Consider the following 25,974-nt stretch of genomic DNA (forward strand, 5'->3'; position numbering starts at 1 on the left):
TCCGAAAATTAACCAGCAAAAGGTACGTGCAGTTCACGTTCTCAGTGTTCCGTCGTAGTGGGGGAAATCCGTGTAGAGCTTCTCGTTGCCGCCCCAGAAGCCTGCACGTACGTAGGGAGTGAGCGGCAGGCTGTTCTGAAGCCGGTATGGCAGGTCCGGATTCGACGTAAAGTGACGACCAAAGGCCACGAGATCGGCGTCGCCCGATTCGACGATTGCGTGCGCGCTATCGCCGTTAAACCCGCCTGCCGCGATGATCGGACCACGGAAGTGTGGGCGCAGGTAGCGAGTCGCCACCGGCGGATGCCCGTCGTGAAGCGTGTCGTCCCCCTTAACGCGAGGTTCGATCACGTGCAGATATGCGATGCCGTATTCGTCCAGCACACGCGCCACGCGACCGAACGTAGCCTCCGGGTTGCTGTCCGATATGCCGCCCCACTCGCCCGACGGCGAAATCCTCACGCCCACACGATCGCTTCCCCAAACCGAGATCAACGCCTCAACGGACTCCTTCAGGAACCTCATTCGCCCTTCAAGCGACCCGCCATAGGCGTCGGTACGCTTGTTTGTCCCGTCCTGAATGAATTGATCGACCAGGTATCCATTGGCGCCATGCAACTCGACACCGTCGAAGCCGGTATCCATTGCACGCTGGGCCGCAATCCGGAAGTCCTCGACAATCCCGGGTATCTCCGCGAGGTCGAGGGCTCGATGAGGCGACGCCGGCACGAAGCCGTCCTTCGTCAGGGCAACGCCGTCAAATGGCACGACCGATGGCGCGACCGGGTCAACACCGCCGGTCATCTCGATGTGACTCTGACGCCCGCCATGAATCAACTGCATGAACACTCGGCCGCCCTTCGCGTGGACCGCGTCCGCAATGGCCTTCCAGCCTTCGTTCTGCCCGTCGTGGAAGAAGCTGGCGGCACCGAGGTATGACCTCGCGGTAATCGAAATGCTCACACCTTCAACGATCACCAGACCGCCACTCGAAGCCCGTTGCCCGTAGAAGTCCGCCATCATCGGACTCGGAATATCGCAGGGCTGGATCGTGCGCAGGCGCGTCATCGGCGCCAGGACCACTCGATGAGCAAGCGTGTATGGCCCAACCGTAACGGGTGAAAACAGTTTATCCATGATGGTTTCCGATTGTCTGTGGACATGACGTCGCTATCCAGCCATTCCGATCGCACTCTATCCATTCCCTTGAGCCGGGAAAAGTACGAGCGATTGAATGAGGCTTATTCCATAATTGAATAAGTCAAGACCCGGGGAGCGGTTGAAATAAAGCCACGTGCTGTTTCGCAATCTAACGCTTGAGGATCGAGCAATCCTTGATTTCGCCTGATATGAACTGAGAAGTTCTGAAGCCCCGACGGGGCGGCGCAGCGCGGACGGAAGGCGTGAAGTCTTATAATTTGAACAATACTTTCATATCACCAACAAGCGGCTACCCTCTGTTCGTTTTAATAAAAACAAAGTGTCAATCCGGCCGAAGTTTGTCGGGTTGAAGCCTTCGCTTTCAAAAACTATCTATGCCATACTCGGAATAAATGGCGACCCCGCCTGGAGTGCGTTTGTATAGCTCATCTTTCCGACAAATCGACATGGATATGCAAACTGCGCCGCTAGGCGACTTCTCATTTGGAGCGACCAAGGTTGCCCCTGCGCGAAGAGAGCTTTCGCACAAAGGAGAGAAAGTAGAGGTCGGCGATCGCGCCTTCGACCTCCTTCTTTTTCTCGTCAGGTCGCGTGGAGATATTGCCAGCAAAGATGCAATCATCGCGCACGTATGGCCGCGGCGAATCGTGGAGGAAAACACGGTCGAAGGTCAGATATCGGTTTTGCGACGCGCGCTAGGCTGCGACCGAACAGCGATCCGTACCATCTCCGGCCGAGGCTATCAATTTACGGGCGAGCTTGCCGTATGCGCAGCAGCCGGCGCGCCCTCGGAATACGTCGAGAGGATTGGTGCTTCCGTTCCCGCAGATATCACACCCATCCTCGGACGTTCGGACGCGCTTGAGGACATCTGTCATGCAGCGCTGAATCGCCGATTAGTGACCTTGGCGGGCGCTGGAGGCATTGGAAAGACCCGACTTGCATTGGAAGCCTCAAGGCAACTCGCGCCGAATTTTCCGGATGGCGTGTATGTGGCAGAGCTAGCTGCCACTACCGCAGCCGACTTCTTGCCGGGCACCATCGCGGTGGCATTGGGTTTTCCTCCGGGCGACGGCACCCCTTCTCTCGACCGGATGGCGCTCGCTCTCTCGACCAAGCGTCTGTTGCTCATCCTGGACAACTGCGAACATCTCATCGTCGATGCGGCGCGAATCTGCGAACGGCTGCTCTGTATAGCGCCAGGTGCAACGGTGCTGGCAACGAGCCGCGAGCCGCTTCGCATTTGCGGGGAATATATCTATCGCGTCCCTTCCCTTAGCGTTCCGCCAGACGAGAATGTCCCGAATGCGCGTCAATTCGGCGCGATCCAGTTATTCGAAGAACGAGCCGGCGACCAGAGAGCGGCATCTCACGAAAGCGCTAGCTCGGCGTTGGCCGCAACAATCCGCATCTGCAGGCAACTCGACGGTATCCCGCTCGCCATCGAACTCGCTGCGGCGTGCGCCACGTCGATGCCGCTCGAGGACATAGCTGATCGTCTTAGCGACCGATTCCATCTGCTCACACGGGGTTCACGAACCGCGCTGCCGCGACAGCAGACCTTACGTGCAACGCTTGACTGGAGTTACGCTCTGTTGTCCGCGACCCAGCGAGCGATCCTTAACCGAGTTAGCCTGTTCTCCGGCGCATTTTCAATCGAGTCTGCGCAAGCGCTTGCATCTACCCAGGACATTTCTCCGGACGCCGTATTCAGCGCTGTACTCGAACTGGTCGACAAATCTCTGATCTCCGTTGTGCCGGCGCGCGGCAAGGCCCGTTTCAGGCTCTTGGAAACAACACGCGCGTATGCGCGAGAGAAGCTTCACGCGGAAGGCTCATGGTCTGACTGGCGAGGCCGTCACGCGGCCTATGTGCTTGGAATATTTCAGGAGTCGGAAAGGCAGGCAGCGGCGAAGGTGGATATTGACTGGGACACCCGCTATGTACCGCATCTGGAAGATCTCCGTGCTGCAGTGGAGTGGGAGTTTTCCGCTGAAGGCGATCCGAACATGGCGGTCGACCTCACGATCGCGGGAATTCCTCTTTCGATGCAGCTCGCCCTGCTGGATGAATGCCTGGCGCGCGTGGACCGGGCGCTCTTATGGCTGTCCAACGCCTCGGACGTTGCCGGCGAGCGCGAGATGAAACTGTTTGCCGCGCGCGGTGTGTGCCTCTTATGCTATGAGGTGGGCTCCCGAACAAGCGAGGCTTTCGAAAAGGTAATCGGCATCGCGGGAGATATAGAAAACGTTGCCTATCAGCTACTCGGCATTTGGGGTCGCTGGATGTGCTTTTACCTGAACGGACAATACGCGGAAATGCCTCCCTTGGCGCAGACGTTCGAGCGTGTAGCTTCGCGCTCACAATGGGCCTGCGACAAGCTAGCCGCAGACCGGCTTAGCGGAATGTCGAAACTGTTCGTGGGCGAGCTCAATGTTGCGCTAAAAAAGCTCGATCAAGCCGCTAACTCAGTTGTACAGCTTCCGCGCGCGCAACGCATGCGGTTCCTTTACGACGAAAGAATGCTCTCGCATACTTCACTTTCGCATGCGCTCTGGTTCAAGGGTCACGTCGATCAGGCGAGAACGGCCGCCTTGCAAGCGCTCGATGACGCGCGCGAATTCGATCATCCCGTCTCGATTTGTTATGCGCTTAGCGAGGCAATCTGCACGCTCGCCATCCTTATTGGCGATGATTCGATGCTTGCCCAAGCAACTGACGAACTCGCAATGCAGACACGACGACACAGCATTGCAACATGGCGCGCGCGCGCCGAGATGTGGCAAGGGCTGATCGAACTGAGATCGGGCAACTCGTCTGCATATAGCCAGATAATTTATCCCGCTATGTCGCGAATCGGCTCGAAGCGCTTTTACCTGTCCTTAACGCCGTTCGTCACCGCTACTGCCGAGGCGCTCGCCGGTCACGGAAAGCACGCCCAAGCACTGGAGTTGATCAGGCCTTCGGTGGAACGCGCCATGGTCACCAAAGACGAATGCGCCCTTCCCGAACTGATGCGTTCGGAAGCAGAACTGTTGTGGGCGAGAGAAGGGTTTGTCGATAGCCCTGTAGTCGAATCGCTGCTCAAACAGGCGCTGGCCAATGCCGCGAGGCTAGGATTTCTTTCGTGGCAGCTTCGGTGCGCGACCGGCCTCGCATCTTTTTATAAAGCGCGAAACCAGACTTATTGTGCCGACGATCTTGTTGCGCCCTTGTATAAGCGATTCAACGAAGGCTCGGGAAGCAAAGATCTAAGAGCGGCGAACGCTCTGCTCCGCAAATGAGTCACTAAAGGATTCGTTCAAACAAATCGGATACGACCTAAGACAGCTATGATCGAAACGTTTCCGCGTGCCAAGCGCTCCTCCGGCGCATTAGAGAGTAACTACAACCTTGCCGACGTGTTCACCGGCTTCGATGTAACGGTGCGCTTCAGAGATATCCTCGAACGCGAATGTCCGGGCAATCACCGGGCGCAACGTACCGTCAGCGATTCCTGCGCCAACAAAGGCTTTCATCTCGGCGAGTTCCCGGTCGTCGCGCATTCGGGCGGTCAGCGCGAGACCACGCACAGCGACATCGCGGCTGATCAGGTCAAACGGAGGAATAGCTGTTGCGTCGGGTGCAAGAGCGCCGTAAAGCACAAGCATCCCTTCATTCGCAGTTGCCCGGACAAGCTGAGCAAATCCCGGCCCGCCCACCGGATCAAAGACAAGCTCGGCTCCACGGCCATCCGTGAGGCGCGCGACCTCGGACGCCACATCCTGCGACTCCGAAATTATGATCGACCCAACACCAAGCTCGCTAAGACGCTGCACTTTTTTCACGCCGCGCGTGACGGCGATCGGTCGTGCACCGACCCGATTGGCTATCCGAATTGCGGCCAGACCAACACTGCTTGACGCCGCTGAAATCAGTACGACATGTCCTTCCCGCAGTTGCCCGAGCGAAATCAATCCGCACCACGCTGTGCCAAAGGCGGACCAGGTTGCTGCCGCCTGCACGAAATCGAGGTTGTCGGCGATTTTCACGAGCGAACGCGCCGGTGCGACGGACATCTCGCCATAGAGCGGATACTGAGCCGCATCATAAGCGGGCACAAGCGCAACTCTGTCGCCTGTAGCAAAGCCGGTTACGCCAGGCCCCAGCGCGTCGATAACCCCCGCAGCCTCAAAGCCAATGCTGCTAGGCAGTATCGGCTTGGCAAGCGCGCGGCCGGATCGCAGCGTTAGCTCGGTTCGATTGAGCCCGATTGCACGAATGCGCAGGCGAACCTCGCCTGAAACAGGAACGACATCGGGAACCTCTTCAATACGAAGCACCTCTGGGCCACCGAACTCATGGATGCGTACGGAACGGCTCATCGTCTCTCCCGCTTTTTGATTATCTCCGCGATGAGACACACGATAGTGCCTGGAATGCTTGCCCGGTAGACGTCAGATTTGGTTATCTGTTATGTGTGCAATGCATGAATGAAGGAGCACGCGCTCGTTAAAGCCCTCCCGAATCGCGAATTCTGCTTGTCGGTAACGCGTAACGTCCGACGACCGCGCAAAACGCAACACAAGCCGCCACTAGCAACGAATCAAGCTAGCTCGGGTTATAGATAGCTTAAGCGTCGTCCAACGCCACGTCGACTTAGCGGATGCCTCGCGCAACTATCCCTACATGGAATGACGCCTATGCAAACGAGAGCGTTCCACCACCGCTCCACAAGGCCTATATTCCGACTCATCGGTCGTTCAGGGAATCGAAATCCTGAGTGGATCTAATTCGAGCAGCCCTGTGTGCCACGCCAGAGACCAAGCTCGTCTGATCGGCCAGTCCTCACACCTCGACCAACCCATCACTGTGTCGATCAACCAAACTGACTCCAACGATTTATGAAGGATTGAAATGACGCGCGTTATTGAATTTGCATCCACCGGTGGTCCCGAAGTACTCGAGTTCAAGGATGTCGATGTACCGCAGCCCGGTCCAGGCGAACTACGCATTCGCGTCAGGGCCCTGGGATTAAACCGCGCTGAATCGATGTGGCGGAGCGGCGAATATATCGAAGAGGTCAGGCTTCCCGCAAGGCTCGGCTACGAAGCGGCCGGGATTGTCGAAGCGATCGGTCCCGACGTCACGGCGTTTGCTATCGGCGATGCAGTCAATACCGTACCGGCATTTTCTCAAAACGAGTACGGCATGTACGGCGAATCCGTTCTCGCGCCAGTGTCAGCGGTGGTGACGCATCCGCCCGGTCTGTCGTTTGAGGAAGCTGCATCGATCTGGATGATGTTTATCACCGTCTATGGTGCCTTCATCGAGGCAGCGAAGTTACAGCGAGACGACGTAGTGTTGATTCCTGCGGCATCCAGCAGCGTGGGGCTAGCAGCAATCCAGCTCGCCAACATGGTGGGAGCAATCCCGATCGCCCTGACCCGCACGACGGCCAAGTGTCAACAGTTGCTTGACGCGGGCGCGGCCCACGTGATCGTGACAGACGAACAGGATCTGGTCGCCGAGGTCATGCGACTGACCGATGGTGTCGGCGCCCGGGTCGTATTCGATCCAGTCGGTGGCCCCGGCCTTGCCAAACTGCTGAAGGCGATGAAGACAGGCGGAATACTTCTCGCATATGGTGCGCTAAGCGAAGAGCCTGCGCAGTTCTCTTATCTCGACATGCTGATCAAATTGCCAACTCTTGTCGGCTATACGATCTGGAACACCAGCGGTGACCCGGCGCGCCAAAGGGCCGCAGTCGAGTACATTAGCGCCGGATTAGCGGCGGGTCTACTTAAGCCGATGATAGACCGGATCTTTCCTTTCGATGAAATAGTCGATGCTCACCGCTACCTTGAAGCGAACAATCAGTTCGGGAAGATCGTCGTCTCCGTTTAATTCCTGATGCGCGGATCACTAGGTGCTCGCGATTCGTTAAAGCGGGTAACTTGGATACGCTGGAAGACACGACGCATCGGCCGGCCTTATTTCCACAGCGCGCATCGCGTGTTTGATTTTCGACCAAACGCTGCCTCGCCCGGTATTGTCGCGATGATTTTGTAGTAGTCCCATGGCTCCGTCGATTCGGACGGCTTTTTCACCTGCATCAGATACATGTCGTGGATCATGCTTCCGTCACCGCGAATGTATCCCTTAGCGTAAAAATCGTCGATCCGGGTGTTGTGTAGTTGCTCCATTACCTTGTTGGAGTCGGTCGTGCCGGCCGCTTTTACAGCGTTCAGATACGTCGTTACAGCCGAGTAGTCGGCAGCCTGCAAGCTCGACGGCATCTTATGCATCTTGCGGTAGTAGCGTTCCGCCCACGCGCGCGCCGTCGGGTCCTTGTTCCAGTACCAGCTATCCGTGAGCACGAGGCCTTGGGTAGTTTGCAATCCGAGGCTGTCAATGTCGCCGATGAATACCAGCAAGGCGGCAAGCTTCATTGTTTTCGTAATTCCAAACGCGTTCGCTGCTTTTATCGCGTTTACCGTGTCGCCGCCAGCGTTCGCGAGGCCTAGAACCTGCGCTTTCGACGATTGCGCCTGTAGCAGAAACGACGAGAAGTCCGCGGCCGAAAGCGGGTGACGCACTGAGCCCAGCACCTGGCCACCGTTCGACTTCACCACGTCCGATGTGTTCTTTTCGAGTCCCTTACCAAACGCGTAGTCTGCCGTCAGAAAATACCAGGTCTTTCCGCCCCGCTTCGTCACTTCTGCTCCCGTGCCATTTGCGAGCGCGGTTGTGTCGTACGCGTAGTGCACCGTGTACGGCGTGCACTGCTCGTTAGTGAGTGCATCGACCCCCGAACCGACGTTGAAGTACACGAAGTGCTTCTCGGCCGCAACTCGGTTCATCGAAAGAGCGGTCGCAGAATTGGTGCCCCCAAGCAACATGTTCAAGTCCTTCCGATCGGCCCATTCACGCGCTTGCGATGCCGCGATGTCAGCCGCATTCTCGTGATCGGCGTAGAGCAACTGGATCCGCCTTCCGTTCACTTCTCCACCAAAGTCCGAAATGGCCATCCGGATAGCCTCAAGACCACCCGGGCCGTCGTTGCTCGCGTAAAGCCCAGAGAAGTCGGTAACAAAACCAATAGTGATCTTGTCGTCAACTGCTGGCGTCGCACCAATCGATGGGGTGGCCCGAGTGCCTGCCATCAAGTAGATCAAAGAAGCGCACACGAGACTTGCTTTCTTCATGTCTCCCCCAAGGTAACAAGATCAACAACCGTGCGACCATCGCGACACTGCGATCCCTTCGGAAAGATACACCGACCGATTTTCACTCCGCCCAGTGCACATCGTCCTCGTCGGCGTTCATTGATGCGCCGCCGACGGGGACGGGTGATCATAACCTCCTGGAACCGCCAGGGGCGAGGCAACGTTTCGCCGCCTAGAGGTTTTAGTCATGCTCCCGCATTGCTCTCGGCCAGAAGTCGGCGTGGTGGGTTTGGCATTCAATTTCCGAGTCTGGCTGTAGCGACGCACGCGACCGTCAATGCGCCGCCGGCGTGCGAGCGTCTACCGGTGTCGGTCAAGCGGGGCACTGGCACCTCGTCATCGTGGCGCATATCGGTGCTCCGGCTTTTTGTTGATCTTGTGCGCTCCCCGAGTGCTTCATTTCTGACACAGGAAACACGACCGCGGTCGCGTTTCGTGAAAGCATAGACTGACCGATATCCCATAACACGTTCCAGGACGAGTCGATTCTGCAAGTGTTGCAGAATGCCCTGCCGAGGTTTCCCCGGAGCCTCGTGGCTTCGCGTCAAAGGGAAGATGCACGCGCCTGACTGGTTTAGCGTTCTGATCTGGTCATGTGCGAGTCCTTCGTGCGAAAACTTCGGGACCAGTGAGATCGACTTGTCGCGTTCCCTTGAAGTGCATCATGCGCAGCTCCCGTCGAATGGCGCGGACACGTGGGAGCGTTTTATCCTCAAGCGCTCGGCTGCCAAGTATCGTTTAGTGCCCCGGCACCCCGACCGACAAAAGGTTGTGGACCCCCGACACTCCGTCTACGCTTGCTGCGATCGTGCCGGCCAGCCCAACCTGGCTTTCATCTGGGACGGTGCCGGCAAGGCTGACTTTCCCTTCTCGAGCGACGATTCGCACATTTGTACCGTCTACTTTGCCTTTATAAAGAGCCCCTCTAACATTGTGCTCAAGTTTTAAATTGGCTTTTCGAATGGTTGTTTTGCTGGCGGTCGGCGTCGCCGTAGTCTCTTGTGCACAGGCGCTCGAGGAGATCGTCGATACGGCACAAGCCATAACGACCGACAATGCAGCGGAAGTAATCATGGAACTCATATCTACTCCATTATTCGAGGTTGAGTGTTTACAGCTATTGCCCACCGCCTGTTCGGCGGCGATGGCGATATGATTCCGCCGCTCGCGACCAGGCGGATGAACCGGCAGCGGCGAACCGTCATTGGTGCCTTACTTTTTGAAGCTCAACGCTTCGTGAATTCACGACCGCAAATCTATGAATCCGGCACGCCAACCGTGCTTTCCCGCATTGGATCCGGCTACCGTTGGCGATCGACGTATTGGCGTCGGTAGCTACCCACGGACTACCGGCGAAGGGGACATGCGGAAGCGTGCAATGCGTTTCTTACTTTAACGAGACATGAGATGGAGATCCTTTAAGCAGGCTGATGAAACCTGAATAAAACTGCAGTTCGGCTCGCTGTCTCGGCCCCGCGCTTAAGATGCAAACCCGCATCGAAGCCGGCCGCGACGATGTCGACGAACCGACCGTCGGACACGAGATCGAGTTCGACCGCCGGGTGTTTCGAGAGAAACCGCGGAACGACCTCGCATAGAAGAGTATGCGCGGCACTTTTGTTGAGGTTGATGCGCAAAGTCCCCTTGGGTGCGCCGCGGACCGCGGCCACCGTGTCCAGTGCCGGGTCGAGACCCTGCAACAGTGGCCGGATAACTTCCCGCAATTGCGCGCCCGCTTCAGTCAGCGCAACACTGCTCGATAATCCCGCCCGACCGCGACAGCGTTTGGTTCGAGTGTCGCTATGGCGCCGGCAATCGATGCATAGGCTGAGACACCGGCAGGCAGCGTGAGGCGGATCGTGCTTGAACGGACGTTCGACATCAAGGGCGATGCCTGCCCCACCATTGATGCGTAGATCGCGGCGACCGACGGCGCGAAGCCTCCGTTGTGGACTTAACTATCAGAGTAGAACTCCAGGAACCTCGCGGGTCGTGTTCGCCGCGACCACGTGTTCGGTTGTCCCCCGTGTACATGTAGAGGAAGGAAGCGGAGCAGGAATCGATTCGCGGCGCGTCCCATGCCGAACCAATGGCCACGCACGTTAGGATGCCTGTTGGTTCGGCGAAGACCAAGGCGCAGAGCCGCCCGGTGGTGATCCTGACGACAACTTCGGCTACCTCGCAGGTGGCACCACCCACATCGACGTCGGCGCTACGTAATAGCTTCCTTTGCTCGCGCTGTTGAGCATGCCCGTCACCCCGAGGCGCACGCCCGGTGGTGGAGGCGGCCCGACAAGCTGCAAGCGCGTCACGCCGATTCTTCCCTGCGGGTCGTGAGAAGCCCGCTTGTCGATCACGCACAGCGGCGGATTTAACGACAGGCCTGGTCTACTGGACCGCGTGCCATCGCTCAGCGAAACGTTTTCACGCACCGACTCACCATAAATGGTCAAGGTCGCGCCGACAGGAAAACACGCCGCATCGGCCCACGCGCCACTCGCGCCGAAGCAGAGGATTAAAGCGACGATTCGTTTCATCAAAAATTTCCATGGCCGTTGGTCTGGAAAACTGACGCAGGTCGCTTGTTAAACGCTTTGCATATCACACGCCATATGGCGGCCACCTGAACAATTTATATCAGAGCCTTCAAAGGTATCGACATCTTCTCGCTCAGACGGAGCGCGCTCCGTGTCGGCAAAAATTGCGGCATTGAATTCTGCATTCGCCTAAGAAATCCCGCCACGGCGCAACAGTTTTCTGAACGGTTGCCGTAATTAGAGTTGCATCCAGATTATGCAGGGAAGATGAAATGAAAATGAGAGAGTCATTCGCAGATCAGCGCAAACGTTATCTGTCCGGCCTGTCAGTTGCAGCATTGTTGATCGCGTCTCTGCTTGCGGGTTGTGGCGGCAGCGACAGCTCGCCCGTCGCAGCAAGCGAAGCCATGTTTGATGCTCCCGCAAGTTGCCAGGGAACGCCTAGCGTCGCCAGCGTTAGCAACTACCCTCTTTATTCCATCGACGCTCGAAGCGTTGACATGTGTGCTGTCATCGCGCATTACAACGCCGGCTATGCTGTCGTCTCCGATACGCAACTCGATCCGTGGAATCCGCCCGACACCCCGGCCACGTTTGAATCGCTCGACAGCGTGCAGGGCGTCGATGCGGCGACGGATAGCCTCTATATCAATGCTGAGCCCGCGGCTTCCGCTGTGTCATCGACAGGCGCGCCACTAGCAGCACAGCGCTTCGTCATGGCTCGAGCCTCGGACGACAGCAACGCGCCCATCGAATGTGCGCTTGCCGGAAATGCCGAAGATCTGGAAACACAGGTCGACGCGTGCCTCGCGCCCTTGCGCGGTGCCAACGCCGTTGCTGCCACGGCGAAATTTACCGATCCGCGCGTAGTGGCGAAAGACGCGCAGGTGCCTGGCTTCGCATTTCCGGATTCGAACGCGTGGACCCTGATCGGCTCGAACAAGTCGGCCATTCGTGTGCGTGGACGCAAGAACACACGCTTTTTCGACGAGGTCACGGGAGACGTATCGCTCAATATGAACGTGTATCGTCTCAACGCCGCGACCACTGATGATTACTACCTCGTGCGCGCGGAGTGGAGCGCCACGCCCAGTTTCGCCACCTGTGACAAGACACTGTGCTTCTACTTCAACAACAAGCATAACCTTGCGTTCAGTCTTTCGGCGCTTCGCGACGGCAAGAACGTCGACGGGCTGATCGAAGGTTCGATGCCGCAGACCGTCGTGCGAAACAAGAGCATCTCGCAGAAGATCGGCGGCGGCTTGTCGATCGGCGACAAGGGTCCCGGCGCGAGCGTATCGAGCGATGTAACCGCGGGCTATTCGTACACGGCGGTGAATGTCATCAATCGCTCGGCCGACGGCATATTGCGCTTTACCCTGTCGCACGCCACGTCTATCGGGGTCTTGTTCGGCGGCGATCTGTTCGATGAAGATCCGACCACGGTCGGTGGCATCAGCATGACGGCCTGGGGCCTGTTTCGTGTACCGAGCAACGGCAGCGGAGTGGTCGACGACATTCGCGTCACCGTCAACGACCTGTCGGGCGATTTCGGCAGTTACTTCAACCCGGGCCTGATCAACGTCGGTGGGCCCGCGCTGTTCCCCTATGAGAACAAGACGCCCTACACAATCACCGTTTCGCCGCCCGTATTCACGGTCAAGGTGCGCGACGAACGCGGCGAATTGAAAGCCGTAACGGCCGATGACCCCGCGCCGCTCAAACTCAAGCCGGGCCAGTCGACGACCATCGAGGTACATGCGGGCGACGCCACGACGCCCACCCTGCTCGGCTGGCAGTTAGCGGAGACACCGTCATGGCTCACGATCTCGGCGGGCAAGGGACTCAGGTACACAGGCAATCGGACCATCACGGTCACGGCCAACCCAAATGCCGCGATTGGCTCGATGGACTACATCCGTTTCAACACGATGCCCGCCGCGGCCGCGCCGTCCACGCGTCGCGGTCCGCTTGAAATTCCCGTGAGTATCGTTCAGTAACGCATCGAGGCGTCTGTGAATTGCCCACTCTCCTGTCGGGTGGGCTCACGAGATCGTCACTCCAACCCGTAGAACGACGCTTCACTTCGACATACATCATGATCCAACTCACTCTCTCGCGGGTCGTCTGCGCGATGATGGCGGTCGCCATCGCATTGCTCTCCGCTTGCGGCGGCAACGACCATACCGAGCAAACGCGTCAGACCACCGTGCTCGTCTACATGGTCGGGTCCGATCTCGAATCAGGTAAAGGCTTTCACAAGAACTCCGGTGGTGCGGCCACGCTAAACCTCAACGAAATGCTTCAGGCGCAGCTTCCCGCTGACGCCAATGTCGTAATCGAAACCGGAGGCGCAAACCAGTCGTATCGTGTGAGTCCGGTGCCGGACTGGAAAAGCGTTCGACGTTACGAACTGGGCAACGGCAAGCTCAAGGAGATTGCCAACCTCGGTACGGTGAACATGGCGCAACCAGAGACGCTCGCTAATTTCATCGCATGGGCGAAGACCGCCTATCCGGCGCACAATTATCGTCTGATGCTATGGGACCACGGCGGCGGCTGGACCGGGTACGGTCTGGACGAAAACGCTCACGCCATCTTTTCGCTCGCGTCACTCAAGCAAGCGATTCAAAGCGCCGTTTCGCGCACAGGTATCCACTTCGATGTGATCGGTTTCGACGCGTGCTTGATGGCGACGGTCGAAGTCGCCGACGCGCTGTCGCCCTACGCCGACTATCTCCTGGCTTCGCAGGAAACCGAGCCGGGCTCGGGCTGGAACTGGCAAGCGCTCGTTCAGAACGCGACCGTCGCACCGGAAATGTTCGGGCGAGTGGTCATCGATTCATACCTTGCGAAACAGGCTCAATCCGATCCGGCGCAAGACGAGCGGACAACGCTTTCTCTGGTGAACCTGGCGAAGATCGCGTCCGTCGAGACTGCGCTTTCTGCCCTGGTGAAGCCGACGTCGAACGCCGTTTCGACCGCCGAAGGATGGCTAGCCGTCGCGATGGCGCGCAACAGTTCCATGTCGTTCAGCGGTGCCGATGAGGTCGATCTCGAAAGCATCGCAAATAACCTCGCCGAAAATGGCGTTGCGACACCGGCCGCCACCGCGCTCGCTAAAGCGGTACAGGAATCCGTGGTCTATGCACAGAATGGCGCGGCTTATCCTGATGCGAGCGGCCTTAGTGTTTTCTTCCCGCGTACAGCGCTATCTAACGCGCGACTTGCCAGTTACAAGGAGATTGATTTCCCGTCCGACTACATTTCGCTTGTATCGGCATTCACACAAAACGCGGCCTTGTTTCCCGGTATCCTGGCAATCGACACGACAGGCACGACGAGCGCGACACTTACGGTGCAGATCACGAGCACCTTCGCGGTACGATCGCTGGATCGCTCGCTCCTTTCGGCACCCCAGGCAGACGGCACGCTGCAGATGATCGGAACCATGCCCGTTCCGCTCAGTAGCACCTCGCTGACTTCAGGCGCTTACACGACACCCCTGACGGGAACATGGCTCACGCTGAACGGCCATCCCGTCGTCTTCGCAGACCGTGGCAACAATGGTGCCGACGATCCGTCAGAGATGGTCTATTTCTATGACGTGCCGCTTGAAGTCGATGGTCTGGCAGTGGCGATGCGTGTGTCGGTCGACGCCAAGGGCAACTATCTGCCGCTCGGACTGGTAAACGCCGCGGACGACACCGATCGATTCGAGCCTCTCCCCGACTCGAGTCACTTGATCCGCACGCTAGGCTTTCCTTACGATCCCGCGACGAACGTCCTCAGCAGCACGCTTATCCCTACGTCTACGGCATTCCAAGGCGGAAGTTTCGTTCTGGCTCAGACGGCGCTCCCATCGGGCTATCGCGAAGGTTTGTTCGTTACGGATTATCGCGGCAGCTATAAGCTCTCGGCTGTGTTTCCGCGCTCCTGACAGGCATACAACGATGGTCGGCACGTGTTGAGACCATCGACCCTCGATGGGTGTTGATCCGACTAATGTTTTGATTTGAGAAGAACGATGAAAATCGAAAATTCACGCTTTTGGGCAGTTCGTGGCAAGCAGCGTTGGGCGCTCACGCTGATTGTTTTGGTACTCGCCGGAACCCTGAGTCTTTTGGCGCATGCTGCCATGCCCTCGTTCATTGCAGCCGGCCCGCTTTTGGCGGCTTCGATTTTTATCGAGTTCTCTCTCGGGCTTGCGCCAGCGGCGGCCCTGCTGGCATGTGCACTGGCAACCGCAGAGGCTTTTAGCATCCTTCGCGTCGTGTCGACCAACGGAAGTAGTTCGTCCGAAAGCTTTCTTATCGTCGGCGCTGTGCTCGTCAGCTCTTTCGTGATCTTGCTTATGGAGCAGTTGCAGCGCGCAAGGTATCGAGTAAAACTGGTCGCATCGGTGGCGCGATCCCGATATGAAATTCTGCTGCGCCATGACAACGCACGCTTACTGGCATTTCGCAAAAAGCACGAAGCTGATCTTGCAGTTCAATCCGCGTCCGTCCGATCTGGTTTTGAGCTCAGCATGCATCCCGAGACTCCGAATAATAAGCTGAATCGCTTCGCTTCCAGTTTGAACTTCGAGAGATCTTTTGGCGACACGTCACCGGGTTCGGCCCTGGAGGAATGGCGCCAGCGCACCATCCATCTTGACGGCGACACGCACGCGGTTCTGCTGTTGCATGGATTGGCAAGTTCGCCGCTCGAATTGCGACACCTTGCCCGCTTTCTGAACGCGAAGGGGTTCACGGTTCACGTTCCAGTTTTGCCGGGCTATAGCGATGGACATCCCGAAGCAACGATGGAAACGTGGGTCGAAGCGGCAACACGTGAATTTGACAGGCTTGCGCAACGCTACGAGCATGTGTCCATCAGCGGGCTCTCGATGGGTGCGACCTTAGCGCTGCGGGTTGCACAAGATCGTCCAAGCGCTCGCGCGCTGGCATTGCTTTCCGTCTCCCTCGATTACGATGGCTGGGCAATCCCATGGTATCTCGAATGGGTGAAACTTATGTACTTCACGCCGTTTCGAAACAGCTATCGCTATCGCGAATCCGAGCCATTTGGGCTTCGCAACGAGGCGCTGCGCGCAAAAATAGCGCGTGCTGTAGCTCGCGGTGTTTTGACCGAGATCGGACCGCCGTCGATTTCAGTAAATGCGATTCACGAAGCTTGCCGGCTGATGTCTTCGGCACGCGCGAGAATCGGATCGATCTGTTCTGACACACTCGTGGTTCACGCGATCGATGACGAAACTTCGAGCCCTCGTAACGCTCGATTCGTACTTGATCACGTGAACGCAACGACGACGCGATCGGTATGGCTCGACGATTCTTATCACATCGTCACCTCAGATAACGAACGCGAAATCGTAGCGCAGGAGACGGCGCTTTTTTTACGTGACGCTGAGTTCGCGCACACAACCGGTGGTATGCAACGCCCTGTTGCTTCGAAGGCCTTGGCGCGGTGGAACCGTCGCCAGGTCGAAGCAGCATCCAATACGCGACAAGCTGCGTGAGAAGGAAAAGGACACACGGCCGGCTTGCGAGGCGCTTTTCTATGGCCAGAGAGGTTCATGCTGGCGAGAACTGCAGAAGGATTGGCTTGTCATGGGCTCGAGTTGTTGCACGGTTGTCTATAGCAAAGTCGGATCGATCGTGACTTTGAAAATGCCGTGGATCCATCTTCACTAGCTCGAACACCTACTTGTTGCTCTGGAAACGGTCTAGGCTCGAACGTCTATTCAAGGTTGGACAGGTTGCTGATGGTAAGGAGCGCTTTCGATCCGGAGCGGCCATCGGCACCGGCGCCAGTGTTACGTCCACTTTGAAGGTCTATACGTCAATCGAACACGCGTTAGTCGTTAATCATCCGAGTGTCAGCAGACGGCGTGATCACGCGCGGTCGACATTGATATCGAACTCAGGCCAACGCCCCACAACGAAAAAATAGAATCACTGCAATCAACATCTGCCGGAAATGTGCTGACCCCGTGTGTGTGGCTAAACGGCAGACTTAGCTGCAATCAGCCGCCAAAAACTGTTGGCCTTACACCGTTGAGGAGCCATTGCTTGCTTGCAACATACATTCGGATCACGTCTGGATCTTTCTCTAAGGCGAGTTGAGCATCGATGAAGGCAATGGTTTTCTGCCTGTCAGCCGAGAATTGATAAGAAAGCCACATCGCCTGTACAGCCTGATCAGGTCGATGCTCTCGCGCGAGCGTGGCCGCAAGCGGTGCCCAAAGACGATTCACCTATCCGCGAGCGCTGGACCTCGTTTATTTGGTCGTCGAATTTGGTGGGACGGGGTTCTTATCCTGTGTCGATGCCAGTCCGTTCTCGCTGGACGGATGTCGACTTTCGTCAGTCGCGTCTTCTTCTCTCTCTGCCGCACCCGCCGATTCGACACCAACGCCGCGCTAACGGCCCTTCCACGGGACGAGGTGCCGCTCGAGCGCGCGCATCCCAAGGTCGAATATCCAGGCAATAACGCCGATCAGCACGATGCCCATCACGACCACATCGGTGCGCAAGAAGCTCGATGCGTTAAGCACCAATTGTCCGAGGCCCGCTGTCGCCGCCACCATTTCCGCAGCCACGAGCGTTGTCCATCCGAAACCGATAGCGATTCGCAGACCTGTCAATATTTCGGGCAACGCCGCGGGCAACACCACGTGACAGACGACCTGCAGAAAGTCGCCGCCGAGCGCATAGGCCGCGTGAATCTGCTCGACGGTGGCGCTGCGGGCACCGGCTCTCGCGGCCATCGCGATCGGCGCAAAGCACGCGAGATAGATCACGACGATCTTCGCCGTTTCGTCGATACCGAACCAGATCACGACCAGCGGCAAGTACGCGAGGGGCGGCAACGGCCGATAGAACTCCAGAGGTGGATCGAGCAATCCGCGCGCAATGCGGTTGACGCCCATCAGGATGCCGATCGGAACTGCTGTGACCGCCGCAAGAAAGAACGCGCCGAACACGCGCAGCGCGCTCCACGCGAGATGCTCGGAGAGCGGCAAGCCGCCCTGAATCCGCCCAGCGCATGCGTCGACAAACGCGGCCCACACCGCTTCGGGCGTCGGAAGAAACAGCGGCGGCAGCCAGCGAAAATGCGTGGACATCCACCATAAAGCGGCGAGCGCCACCACCGACACCGCGCTCAACGCGGCAGTCGGTCCTTCACCCGGCATGCGCCATGCGCGTGCGGGCCTGCGCATGGCTTTCGGCGCAGCGTGCGCGCTATCGACGACAGGGGCCGAGACGATCGATCCGGAGCGCGTATTCACGAGATAACCTTTAGGGCCGGAGATTGATGCAGACGGCGGACCAGCCTCTCTCGCCACTCGATAAAATCAGGCGCCGACTTGACTGCCCGCGCGTCGCGCGACGCGACAAAACGCCGTCCAAACGCCACCTCGTGACTCTCGATGATGCGCCCCGGACCCGGCGTCATCACGACAATCCGCGTCGCCAGAAAGAGCGCCTCTTCGACGCTGTGCGTGATGAAGAAAATCGTCTTGTGCGTACGCCCCCAGATGTCGAGGACAAGCTCCTGCATCGACTCGCGGGTCATCGCGTCAAGCGCGCCCATCGGTTCGTCCATCAACAGCACGCGTGGGTCGCTCGCGAGCGCCCGGGCAATTCCCACGCGTTGCTGCATGCCACCGGAGAGCGTATGGACGCGCGCCTCGGCGTGTCGTTCGAGACCGACGAGCGCCAGCGTGCGGCGAGCGATTTCTCGCCGCTCGGCTTTTGCAACACGCTGGAAGCGAAGGCCGAGCGCTACGTTGTCGATCACGTTGAGCCACGGCAGTAACGCGTACTTCTGGAACACCACGCCCCGATCCGCTCCTGGCCCGTCGATCGGTATGCCGTCGAGCAAAACCTCGCCGCGCGCAGGTGAGATAAAGCCGGCGATACAGTTGAGCAAGCTCGTTTTGCCGCAGCCCGACGCACCCAGCGCGACGACGAATTCGCCCGGCTCGATATTCAGATTCACGTCCGCGAGCGCCACATTCGGTGGCGCGCCTTTGACGCCCTCGTATTCGACGCGCAAATCCTGGATCTGCAACCCGCTCATATCGACCTCTGCCTTATTTACGCCGACGGTCAATTCGCCGCCGCGCGCTGCACGAACTGGGGATCGACGCCTGCCGAATAATCCGGCAGCACGGTTTGAATCGTTCCCTGCGTTTTCAGGAAAGCGGCCGTCGCGGCGAGCGATTTCGCCGCGCCCGACTGCGCGCCGCCACCGAGCCACGCATTCGATGCCTGTTGCGCGGGCGTCGGAAATGCGTACAGCACGAGACTTGCAGGCACATCGGATGCGTTCGCGCCCGACTCCTTCGCGACCGCTTCCACTTGCGGCGAACCGGCGGCCCACGACGCCGGGTGATCGCGATAGCTCGCGTCGTTGGCAGCGAGCACTTTGACGAATCGCGCGACGAAGTCGGCGTTATCGCGGGCGAATTTGCGATCGACGACAAAACCATCGAAGGTCGCCTTGCCGGTCTCCTTCGCGACCTGGCCGGATGTCGTCAGGACCTTTCCGTTCTTCTTCACCTTCGCGAGCACCGGGTCCCAGATGTAAGTTGCGTCGATATCGCCGCGCTCCCAGGCCGCTGCGATTTCCGGCGGTCTCAGGTTGAGAATCTTGACATCGGATGGATTGACGCCTGCCGCCTGAAGCGCGACGAGCGCATGAAAATGCGAGGTCGAAACAAACGGCACGCCGATCTTCTTGCCCTTGAGTTGCTGAAGGGACGCGACGCCCGAGCCGTCTCGCGCAACGAGCGCTTCGGCATCGTTGATATTGTCAAGGATCCAGAACAGCGACAGGTCGACACCCTGTGACAGACCCGCCGCGATCGGGCTCGATCCTGCTTCGCCGAGTTGCACCGAACCCGATGCGAGCGCGCGAATGACGTCGGCACCGCTGCCGAGCTTGCGATAGGTAACTTTGTAGCCGGTGGCCTTTTCGACCTCGCCCGTGGCCTGTGCGTAACGCCACGGCACAACCATGTCCTGATACGCGATCACGACTTCTTTAGTGTCGGCGAGCGCGGGCGCTGCAAGCACGGCGGACAGCGCGAGCGCTGAAAGTGCGGTAAGCGCGCTGATCGGACGGAATACCCTGTTCATTGAAATCCCCGTTTATCGTCGTGTAAAGGTTTCCGACTATAGAGATTTCGACGACGGCCGGTTCTAACGAATTAGCAATTGCTAATCACGGCGCTTGAACATAGTTAATGACGTTTGCGTGGACTCAACCGGCGCTATCGCTCGCACGCGCGACGATCATGGACGGACGTTTTCACTCGCACGTCCGTCGAACGCGCCGCCCGTCAAAACCTGATCGCGTAACGTAACCGGCCTCTTACCCGGCAAAAGCGGAAACACCAGTTCCGCGAAACGGATCGACTCTTCCAGATGCGGGTAGCCGGACAGCACGAAGCTGTCCGCGCCCGAGTCCACATATTCCTGAAGCCGCGCGGCCACTGTCTGCGCATCGCCTACCAGCGCCGTTCCCGCGCCGCCGCGCACGAGACCTACTCCGGCCCACAGGTTCGGGCTGATCTCCAGCTTGTCGCGCCGTCCGCCATGCAGCTCGGCCATGCGGCGCTGACCGACCGAATCCATGCGCGCGTAGTTTTCCTGAGCGCGCTGGATATCGTCGTCGTCGAGTTTGCTGATGAGACGCTCGGCCTCGGCCCACGCCTCTTCATTCGTTTCACGCACGATGACATGGAGCCGTACGCCAAGGCGCAACTTGCGGCCGTGGGCGGCGGCTCGCCGCTGCACGTCCGCGAATTTCTCCGCGACGGCGGCGGGTGGTTCGCCCCATGTGAGGTATGCATCGACATGCTTCGCCGCAAGCTCGTGCGCCGCCGGCGACGAACCGCCAAAATACAGCGGCGGATAAGGCCGTTGTACGGGTGGATGAAAATTGCGCGCCTGTTCGATGTGAACGTATTTGCCTTTGAAGTTCACTGTCTCGCCGGTCAGCAGTTCTCGCCATGCGCTCAGGAATTCATCGGCCGCCGCGTAGCGTTCATCATGAGGAAGAAAGACGCCGTCGCCGGCCAGCTCGGTCGCGTCGCCGCCCGGTACGACGTTGAGCAGTAAGCGGCCGTGCAGCGCCTGATCGAGTGTCGCCGCCTGACGTGCCGCGGCCGTCGGACCGGTGATCGACGTGCGCAACGCTACCAGCAACTTGATTCGCTTCGTGACGGGTACCAGACTCGCGGCGGTCACCCAAGGGTCCAGGCAACTGCTGCCCGTGGGAATCAGCAAGCCATCGTAGCCCAGATCCTCGGCTGTCACCGCAATCTGACGCATGTATTCGTTTGTGGCTGGCCGGCCGAAATCGGATTTGCCGAGATAGCGCGTGTCGCCCGAGGTCGGCAGAAACCAAAAGATATCCAGACTCATCAATGCTCCTGCAACAAGCGAAGTAAGGTTTAGTCGTTGTGCTGATGCCGTCTGAGCCGTTAGCCGGATTTTTTCGGAAAGTCGCGCCGGATGCGTCATCCCGGACGAACACGGCTGCCCTGAAACCGGCACCTGCATGGCGACGAATCTTCGCGGGTTCACGCAGCGGCCGCGTTGCACGGAATGTGCATGGAACCACTCGATTCAATGATGCGCGATCGCGCACGCGCACTCTCTCAGACACCGTTAAGCCGCTATTTGACCCGTATCCCCTTCGCCGTGCCTACCATCAAATCCGGGATTGCTTATCACGTTGCAACCTTGGTTTTCGATCGGCCCTTTTAGCTGTCAAGTTGCCGCTCTCAACGCGCTGAAGCTGAAAAGCAAAGCACAAAAAACCGTTTGTCAGCGCAAAGCCCAGCGGCTTCTAATACGAGGCTTGCCTTTGCAAACCACGGTGGTCCGGCGATTGGTGCGCAGCATACGGATCGCGACGAAGCGCTCGTCGCCTAGCCGGAATCTCACTGTCTCTCGCGTCGAAAGAAGTCTGCACATTCGTCGTACGCGATCCATTGCTTCAACGCAGAAGCGGATTTCTCTCATGAATCATATGGAACCGGCATGGCTGACATAACCTCTACTCGCAACAGCTATGTCGCTTCCAAAGCGCTGTCTCTTGCAGGCTCTAAAGGCACGCTTTACATGTGGCTGTCCTGGCTGGTCCCGGCACTTGTCGTAGTGCTTTGGGAGGCTTCATCGCGCTTGGGGCTTGTTGCAAGTCAAGTTCTGCCGCCTCCAAGCAGTGTTCTTGAAACCGCTTTGGGCATGGCCAAAAGCGGCGATCTTTTCATTCACCTCGGCGTCTCGCTGCTGCGCGCGCTTGCGGGCTTCGTGATCGGCGGCGCGATCGGCATCGTGCTCGGCGTGCTGGTCGGCTTTTCGCCTTTGGCGCAAGCGCTTCTCGATCGGTCCGTCCAGATGGTCCGCGCGATTCCCTTCCTTGCGATGCTCCCGCTCGTCATCGTCTGGTTCGGCGTTGGTGAAGTCGCCAAGATATTTCTGGTGGCGCTCGCCGTGCTTTTCCCGATCTATATCAACACGATGCTCGGCATCCGCCAGATCGATCCGAAGCTGATGGAACTCAGTAAAGTTATCGGACTGGATCGCCACGCGACCATCAGACGAATCATCCTGCCGGGAGCGATGCCGTCGATCCTCACCGGCGTGCGTTATGCGCTGGCGCATGCATGGCTCGCGCTGGTGATCGCGGAAACGCTCGCGACGACAAGAGGCATCGGATTCCTTGCGATGGACGCGCGCGAATTCCTTCAAACGAACGTCATTCTGCTGACCATCGTCATCTACGCGATCATTGGCGTCGTGGCGGACGCGCTGGTGCGCTTGCTGGAAGCTCGGTATTTGTCGTGGCACGCTAACTATGCCAAAGGAGCACGCAAGTGACCCAAAGTGCAACGCATTCCTTCGCTTCAGACGACCTGGCGGTCGAGCCGAACCCCGCAAGTTCGTCCTCACTGGCGGTTTCGGTACGCGGACTGCGGCGTCGCTACGGCTCGCGCGTGGTGATCGATGCGCTGAACCTCGATATCCACAAGGGCGAATTCGTCGCGCTGCTGGGTGAAAGCGGATGCGGCAAGACCACGCTGCTGCGCGCGCTTGCCGGTCTCGACGATCCCGACGCGGGCGTGATACGCGCACCCGCGCGCCCGTCCGTGGTCTTCCAGGAGCATCGCCTGTTGCCCTGGGCCACATTATCGGAGAACGTCGCGCTCGGTCATGAAACCACGGTCGGAGCAGCCGGCGCGGCCCGCGCGCTGGCCGAGGTCGGACTCGCCGGACGCGAGAGCGACTGGCCGCGCAACCTGTCGGGCGGTCAGGCGCAACGCGTTGCTCTGGCGCGCGCCCTCGTCTGCGATCCCGTGCTCTTGCTGCTCGACGAACCGTTCGCGGCGCTCGACGCGTTGACCAGAATCAAGATGCACGGACTCGTCAAGACGCTCGTCGCTCACCATCAACCCGGCGTGCTGATCGTGACGCATGACGTCGACGAAGCGCTCACGCTCGCCGACAGAATTCTCGTCATGCGCGCCGGACACATCGCGGCGTCGTTTCGACCCAAGGAACATTCACCGCAGGATCTGCGGGCCGACTTGCTTAAAGAATTGGGTATTCCGCTTCAATAATCGCGTTCGCACTATTTCAAGGATCCGACACGCATGAATGATTCTTCGCTGAGCCGGCGCCAATTGCTGCGCGCGGCAGGCGGCTTGCTCGCTGGCGCCGCTGTTGGCAGTTTTCTCCCCGCGCAGGCCGCAGAGCCGCGCAAGCTGACACGCAATACCGATACGGTTCGAGTCGGCTGGGGATACGGCAGCCTTCCGGACATTGCGAAACAGCGCGGTGTATTTGAAAAAACGCTCGCGGCAAAAGGCATCAAGGTGGAATGGGTCGGGCCGTTCCCGAATCATGCGCCTTCACTGCAGGCCGTCGTCGGCGGCAGCGCGGATTTCGGTTTCTGGGGATCGACGACACCCGCGCTCGCCGCGATGCTCGCCGGCTCCCCGCTCGTGTTCAACGCTTTCGATATCTATTCGCCGCGCTCGACGGCGATCATCGTTAAGAAATCGAGCGGCATCAATTCGGTTACCGATCTGGCCGGCCGCAAGGTCGCCGTCAACCGTTCGGGGCTGGGAGAATTCCTGCTGATCGCGGCGCTGGAGAAAAATCATGTCGACCGCAGCAAGGTCGAATTCGTCTATCTGAATCCGCCCGACGCAGCGCCGGCGTTTGCGCAAGGCAAGGTCGACGCGTGGTCGATGTGGTCGCCCGGCGTGGATATTTCGCGTTTTTCGAACGACGCGAAGGACATTTTCGTCGAGGGACGCGACCTCGATTTCCTGATCGACTACAGCTCGCTCGTCTCGCGCCGCAAATTCACCGAGGAGAACTCCGAGTTGATTCGCGCGGTGATCGACGCGTACTACGTCGAAGGCGCGTGGCAGTCGACGCACGCAGCCGAGTCCGAGCAGCTTGTCCAGCGCCAGGCGAAATATCCGGACCAGGTACGCGACTATTTAACGAGCCTCAAACGTGTGAATCAGTTTCACGAGCCCGACGACGACGCTTTCATCGCACAGTTCCAGCGCGCAGCGGACTGGCTGGCTGAACGAAAGATCATCAACTCGCGGATCAAGGTCGCGGACTATAGCGTCAAGGTTTGATGGCCTATTGCGTGCTCGCATGGCACGCTCGATCAAGCACGGCGTGGAAATCCTGCAACCTTTACGTAGAAGTGGGCGACATGTCTGACATTACAAACCTCAAAGTCGGTGCAACGCGACTCGTCTCGCCGCTATCCGCGGCTCTCGGCTTTTCCAAAGCGATCACCGACATGGCATCGACCGCGGCGGAGCGTGAACGGACGCATCGTCTGCCACACGACGAAATCGCAACGCTTAAGGCGCTGGGCTTCGGCGCGCTGCGCCTGCCCGCAAGCGACGGCGGCCACGGCCTTTCGCTGAGCGAGTTACTCCTGGTCGCACGGGACGTGGCGGCGGCGGATTCGAATATCGCCCACGCCTTTCGCAACCATCTGTGGCAGGTCGAGGCGGCGCTCAGGCAGCGCGATCATCCGTTTCATGCGCACGTGCTTCGCTTGACGACCCAAAAGAAGACGATCGGACTCAGCTTCACAGAAACCGACGCCACCGCAGCAGGCGCGCGTCCGACGCGTGTCCTCAGCCGGCTCGAATGGGACGCGGGCCGGGATGTCTACATCGGCTCCGGCGAAAAGGTCTATGCGACCGGCAATCTCTATAACGACGCATTCATCGGTCTTGCGGTAGAGAGCCGCGCGGGCCGGACCGTGCAATACGTTCTCGATCGAGGCGAAGGCGTCGGCGACGAAGACGACTGGCAAGGATTCGGCCAGCGTCTGACGGGCTCGGGTACGGCGAAGTTTCGCGGCGTGACGATCCCTGCCGCCCATGTCTATCCGACAGACCCGCCGCGTCCCGACGATGCGTCGCCGTGGGGTTTCACGTTTCACCAGGTCTATCTGACCAACTGCATTGCGGGCATTGTGCGGCGCGTATCGCTGGATGCCGTCGAGGTACTTCGCGGACGCGGGCGCAATTTCTATCATGGCGAAGCCGCGCATCCCAGTGAAGAGCCCGTGCTGCAAGCACTATTGGGCCGGATCCGCGCTTATGCCGCGAGTGTCGAGGCAACGGCGGACCGCGCTGTCGACGCGCTGCAACTCGCCTTGCACGAATACGGTACGAGCGACGAGTACGACGCCACGCTCGCGGCAACGCTTTCGGCTACGGAGGCCAAGGTCGTGATCGACGATCTTGCGCCGCAGATTGCGAGTTGGCTGATCGATCTTGGGTCAGGCTCGGTTGTGTCTCGCGTCGGCGCTCTCGACCGGCACTGGCGCAACATCAAGGTCATCGCGTCGCACAATCCCCGGCTCTACAAGGAGCGGTTCCTCGGGCAAAACCTGCTGACCGGACAACTGCCGCCCACGGGCGCATTCTTCTGACGACAATGCAAACGGCCCCGATTTCCATCGGGCCGTTTGCATTTTGGCTTTGCACACGTGCCGGAAAC

Annotated in this window: 20 protein-coding genes; 9 read left to right on the forward strand and 11 right to left on the reverse strand. The window is 58.9% G+C overall.

The features are described from left to right. Window positions 1-33: 33 nt before the first annotated feature. On the reverse strand, window positions 34-1,137 hold the full coding sequence (locus AC3D25_RS18500; protein ID WP_488889917.1) for an alkene reductase: 1,104 nt from the start codon (window positions 1,135-1,137) through the stop codon (window positions 34-36). A gap of 470 nt (window positions 1,138-1,607) precedes the next feature. Between AC3D25_RS18500 and AC3D25_RS18505 the strand changes: the two genes are divergently transcribed. Further along, the gene (locus AC3D25_RS18505) at window positions 1,608-4,445 is read left to right on the forward strand and encodes an ATP-binding protein (RefSeq protein ID WP_488889918.1); all 2,838 of its coding nucleotides are present in this window, start codon (window positions 1,608-1,610) and stop codon (window positions 4,443-4,445) included. Between the two features lie 90 nt (window positions 4,446-4,535). On the opposite strand, the gene AC3D25_RS18510 is transcribed toward AC3D25_RS18505, so the two are convergent. Beyond that, entirely contained in the window at window positions 4,536-5,525 is a 990-nt protein-coding gene (locus AC3D25_RS18510) for a zinc-dependent alcohol dehydrogenase family protein (RefSeq protein WP_488889919.1), read from the reverse strand. Window positions 5,526-6,057: 532 nt separating this feature from the next. Here AC3D25_RS18510 and AC3D25_RS18515 point away from each other — a divergent pair. Next, window positions 6,058-7,047 (forward strand): zinc-dependent alcohol dehydrogenase family protein, encoded by a 990-nt coding sequence (locus AC3D25_RS18515; RefSeq protein ID WP_488889920.1) that lies wholly within the window; start codon window positions 6,058-6,060, stop codon window positions 7,045-7,047. Between the two features lie 86 nt (window positions 7,048-7,133). Here the strand turns inward: AC3D25_RS18515 and AC3D25_RS18520 are convergent, their stop codons facing one another. The 4 genes from AC3D25_RS18520 to AC3D25_RS18535 form a co-directional block, all read right to left on the reverse strand. Beyond that, entirely contained in the window at window positions 7,134-8,306 is a 1,173-nt protein-coding gene (locus AC3D25_RS18520; protein ID WP_488890460.1) for an ABC transporter substrate-binding protein, read from the reverse strand. A gap of 801 nt (window positions 8,307-9,107) precedes the next feature. Continuing rightward, window positions 9,108-9,452, reverse strand: a complete 345-nt coding sequence (locus tag AC3D25_RS18525; RefSeq protein WP_488889921.1) for a BON domain-containing protein — start codon at window positions 9,450-9,452, stop codon at window positions 9,108-9,110. Window positions 9,453-9,787: 335 nt separating this feature from the next. Beyond that, window positions 9,788-10,093, reverse strand: a complete 306-nt coding sequence (locus AC3D25_RS18530) for a LysR substrate-binding domain-containing protein (protein ID WP_488889922.1) — start codon at window positions 10,091-10,093, stop codon at window positions 9,788-9,790. A gap of 450 nt (window positions 10,094-10,543) precedes the next feature. Further along, complete coding sequence (locus AC3D25_RS18535) at window positions 10,544-10,906, reverse strand: hypothetical protein (RefSeq protein WP_488889923.1); 363 nt, start codon at window positions 10,904-10,906, stop codon at window positions 10,544-10,546. Window positions 10,907-11,406: 500 nt separating this feature from the next. Here AC3D25_RS18535 and AC3D25_RS18540 point away from each other — a divergent pair, with 500 nt between their 5' ends. The 3 genes from AC3D25_RS18540 to AC3D25_RS18550 all read left to right on the forward strand — a co-directional run bounded on the left by AC3D25_RS18540 (window position 11,407) and on the right by AC3D25_RS18550 (window position 16,427). Next, entirely contained in the window at window positions 11,407-12,906 is a 1,500-nt protein-coding gene (locus AC3D25_RS18540; RefSeq protein ID WP_488889924.1) for a hypothetical protein, read from the forward strand. A gap of 134 nt (window positions 12,907-13,040) precedes the next feature. Further along, window positions 13,041-14,846: a clostripain-related cysteine peptidase gene (locus AC3D25_RS18545; RefSeq protein ID WP_488889925.1), complete on the forward strand. Its 1,806-nt coding sequence runs from the start codon at window positions 13,041-13,043 to the stop codon at window positions 14,844-14,846. Window positions 14,847-14,933: 87 nt separating this feature from the next. Then, window positions 14,934-16,427: an alpha/beta hydrolase gene (locus AC3D25_RS18550; RefSeq protein WP_488889926.1), complete on the forward strand. Its 1,494-nt coding sequence runs from the start codon at window positions 14,934-14,936 to the stop codon at window positions 16,425-16,427. Between the two features lie 507 nt (window positions 16,428-16,934). Here AC3D25_RS18550 and AC3D25_RS18555 read toward each other — a convergent pair. From AC3D25_RS18555 to ssuD, 5 genes are all read right to left on the reverse strand, one after another. Further along, window positions 16,935-17,165, reverse strand: a complete 231-nt coding sequence (locus AC3D25_RS18555; RefSeq protein WP_488889927.1) for a hypothetical protein — start codon at window positions 17,163-17,165, stop codon at window positions 16,935-16,937. Window positions 17,166-17,330: 165 nt separating this feature from the next. Beyond that, window positions 17,331-18,131, reverse strand: a complete 801-nt coding sequence (locus AC3D25_RS18560; RefSeq protein WP_488890461.1) for an ABC transporter permease subunit — start codon at window positions 18,129-18,131, stop codon at window positions 17,331-17,333. Between the two features lie 65 nt (window positions 18,132-18,196). Then, window positions 18,197-18,994 (reverse strand): taurine ABC transporter ATP-binding protein, encoded by a 798-nt coding sequence (locus AC3D25_RS18565; protein ID WP_488889928.1) that lies wholly within the window; start codon window positions 18,992-18,994, stop codon window positions 18,197-18,199. A 29-nt stretch (window positions 18,995-19,023) separates the two neighbouring features. After that, window positions 19,024-20,055, reverse strand: a complete 1,032-nt coding sequence (tauA, locus tag AC3D25_RS18570; RefSeq protein WP_488889929.1) for a taurine ABC transporter substrate-binding protein — start codon at window positions 20,053-20,055, stop codon at window positions 19,024-19,026. A gap of 156 nt (window positions 20,056-20,211) precedes the next feature. Further along, entirely contained in the window at window positions 20,212-21,345 is a 1,134-nt protein-coding gene (gene ssuD, locus AC3D25_RS18575) for an FMNH2-dependent alkanesulfonate monooxygenase (protein WP_488889930.1), read from the reverse strand. 621 nt (window positions 21,346-21,966) lie between these two features. On the opposite strand from ssuD, the gene AC3D25_RS18580 reads away from it, so the two are divergent. The 4 genes from AC3D25_RS18580 (at window position 21,967) to AC3D25_RS18595 (ending at window position 25,906) form a co-directional block, all read left to right on the forward strand. Next, the gene (locus AC3D25_RS18580; protein ID WP_488889931.1) at window positions 21,967-22,806 is read left to right on the forward strand and encodes an ABC transporter permease subunit; all 840 of its coding nucleotides are present in this window, start codon (window positions 21,967-21,969) and stop codon (window positions 22,804-22,806) included. 35 nt (window positions 22,807-22,841) lie between these two features. Next, on the forward strand, window positions 22,842-23,546 hold the full coding sequence (locus AC3D25_RS18585; RefSeq protein ID WP_488890462.1) for an ABC transporter ATP-binding protein: 705 nt from the start codon (window positions 22,842-22,844) through the stop codon (window positions 23,544-23,546). A gap of 33 nt (window positions 23,547-23,579) precedes the next feature. Further along, a complete protein-coding gene (locus AC3D25_RS18590) occupies window positions 23,580-24,584 on the forward strand; it encodes an NrtA/SsuA/CpmA family ABC transporter substrate-binding protein (RefSeq protein ID WP_488889932.1) in 1,005 nt (334 codons plus the stop codon). 80 nt (window positions 24,585-24,664) lie between these two features. After that, window positions 24,665-25,906, forward strand: a complete 1,242-nt coding sequence (locus AC3D25_RS18595) for an acyl-CoA dehydrogenase family protein (RefSeq protein ID WP_488889933.1) — start codon at window positions 24,665-24,667, stop codon at window positions 25,904-25,906. Window positions 25,907-25,974: the final 68 nt, after the last annotated feature.

Source organism: Caballeronia sp. SL1002 (genome assembly GCF_057814995.1).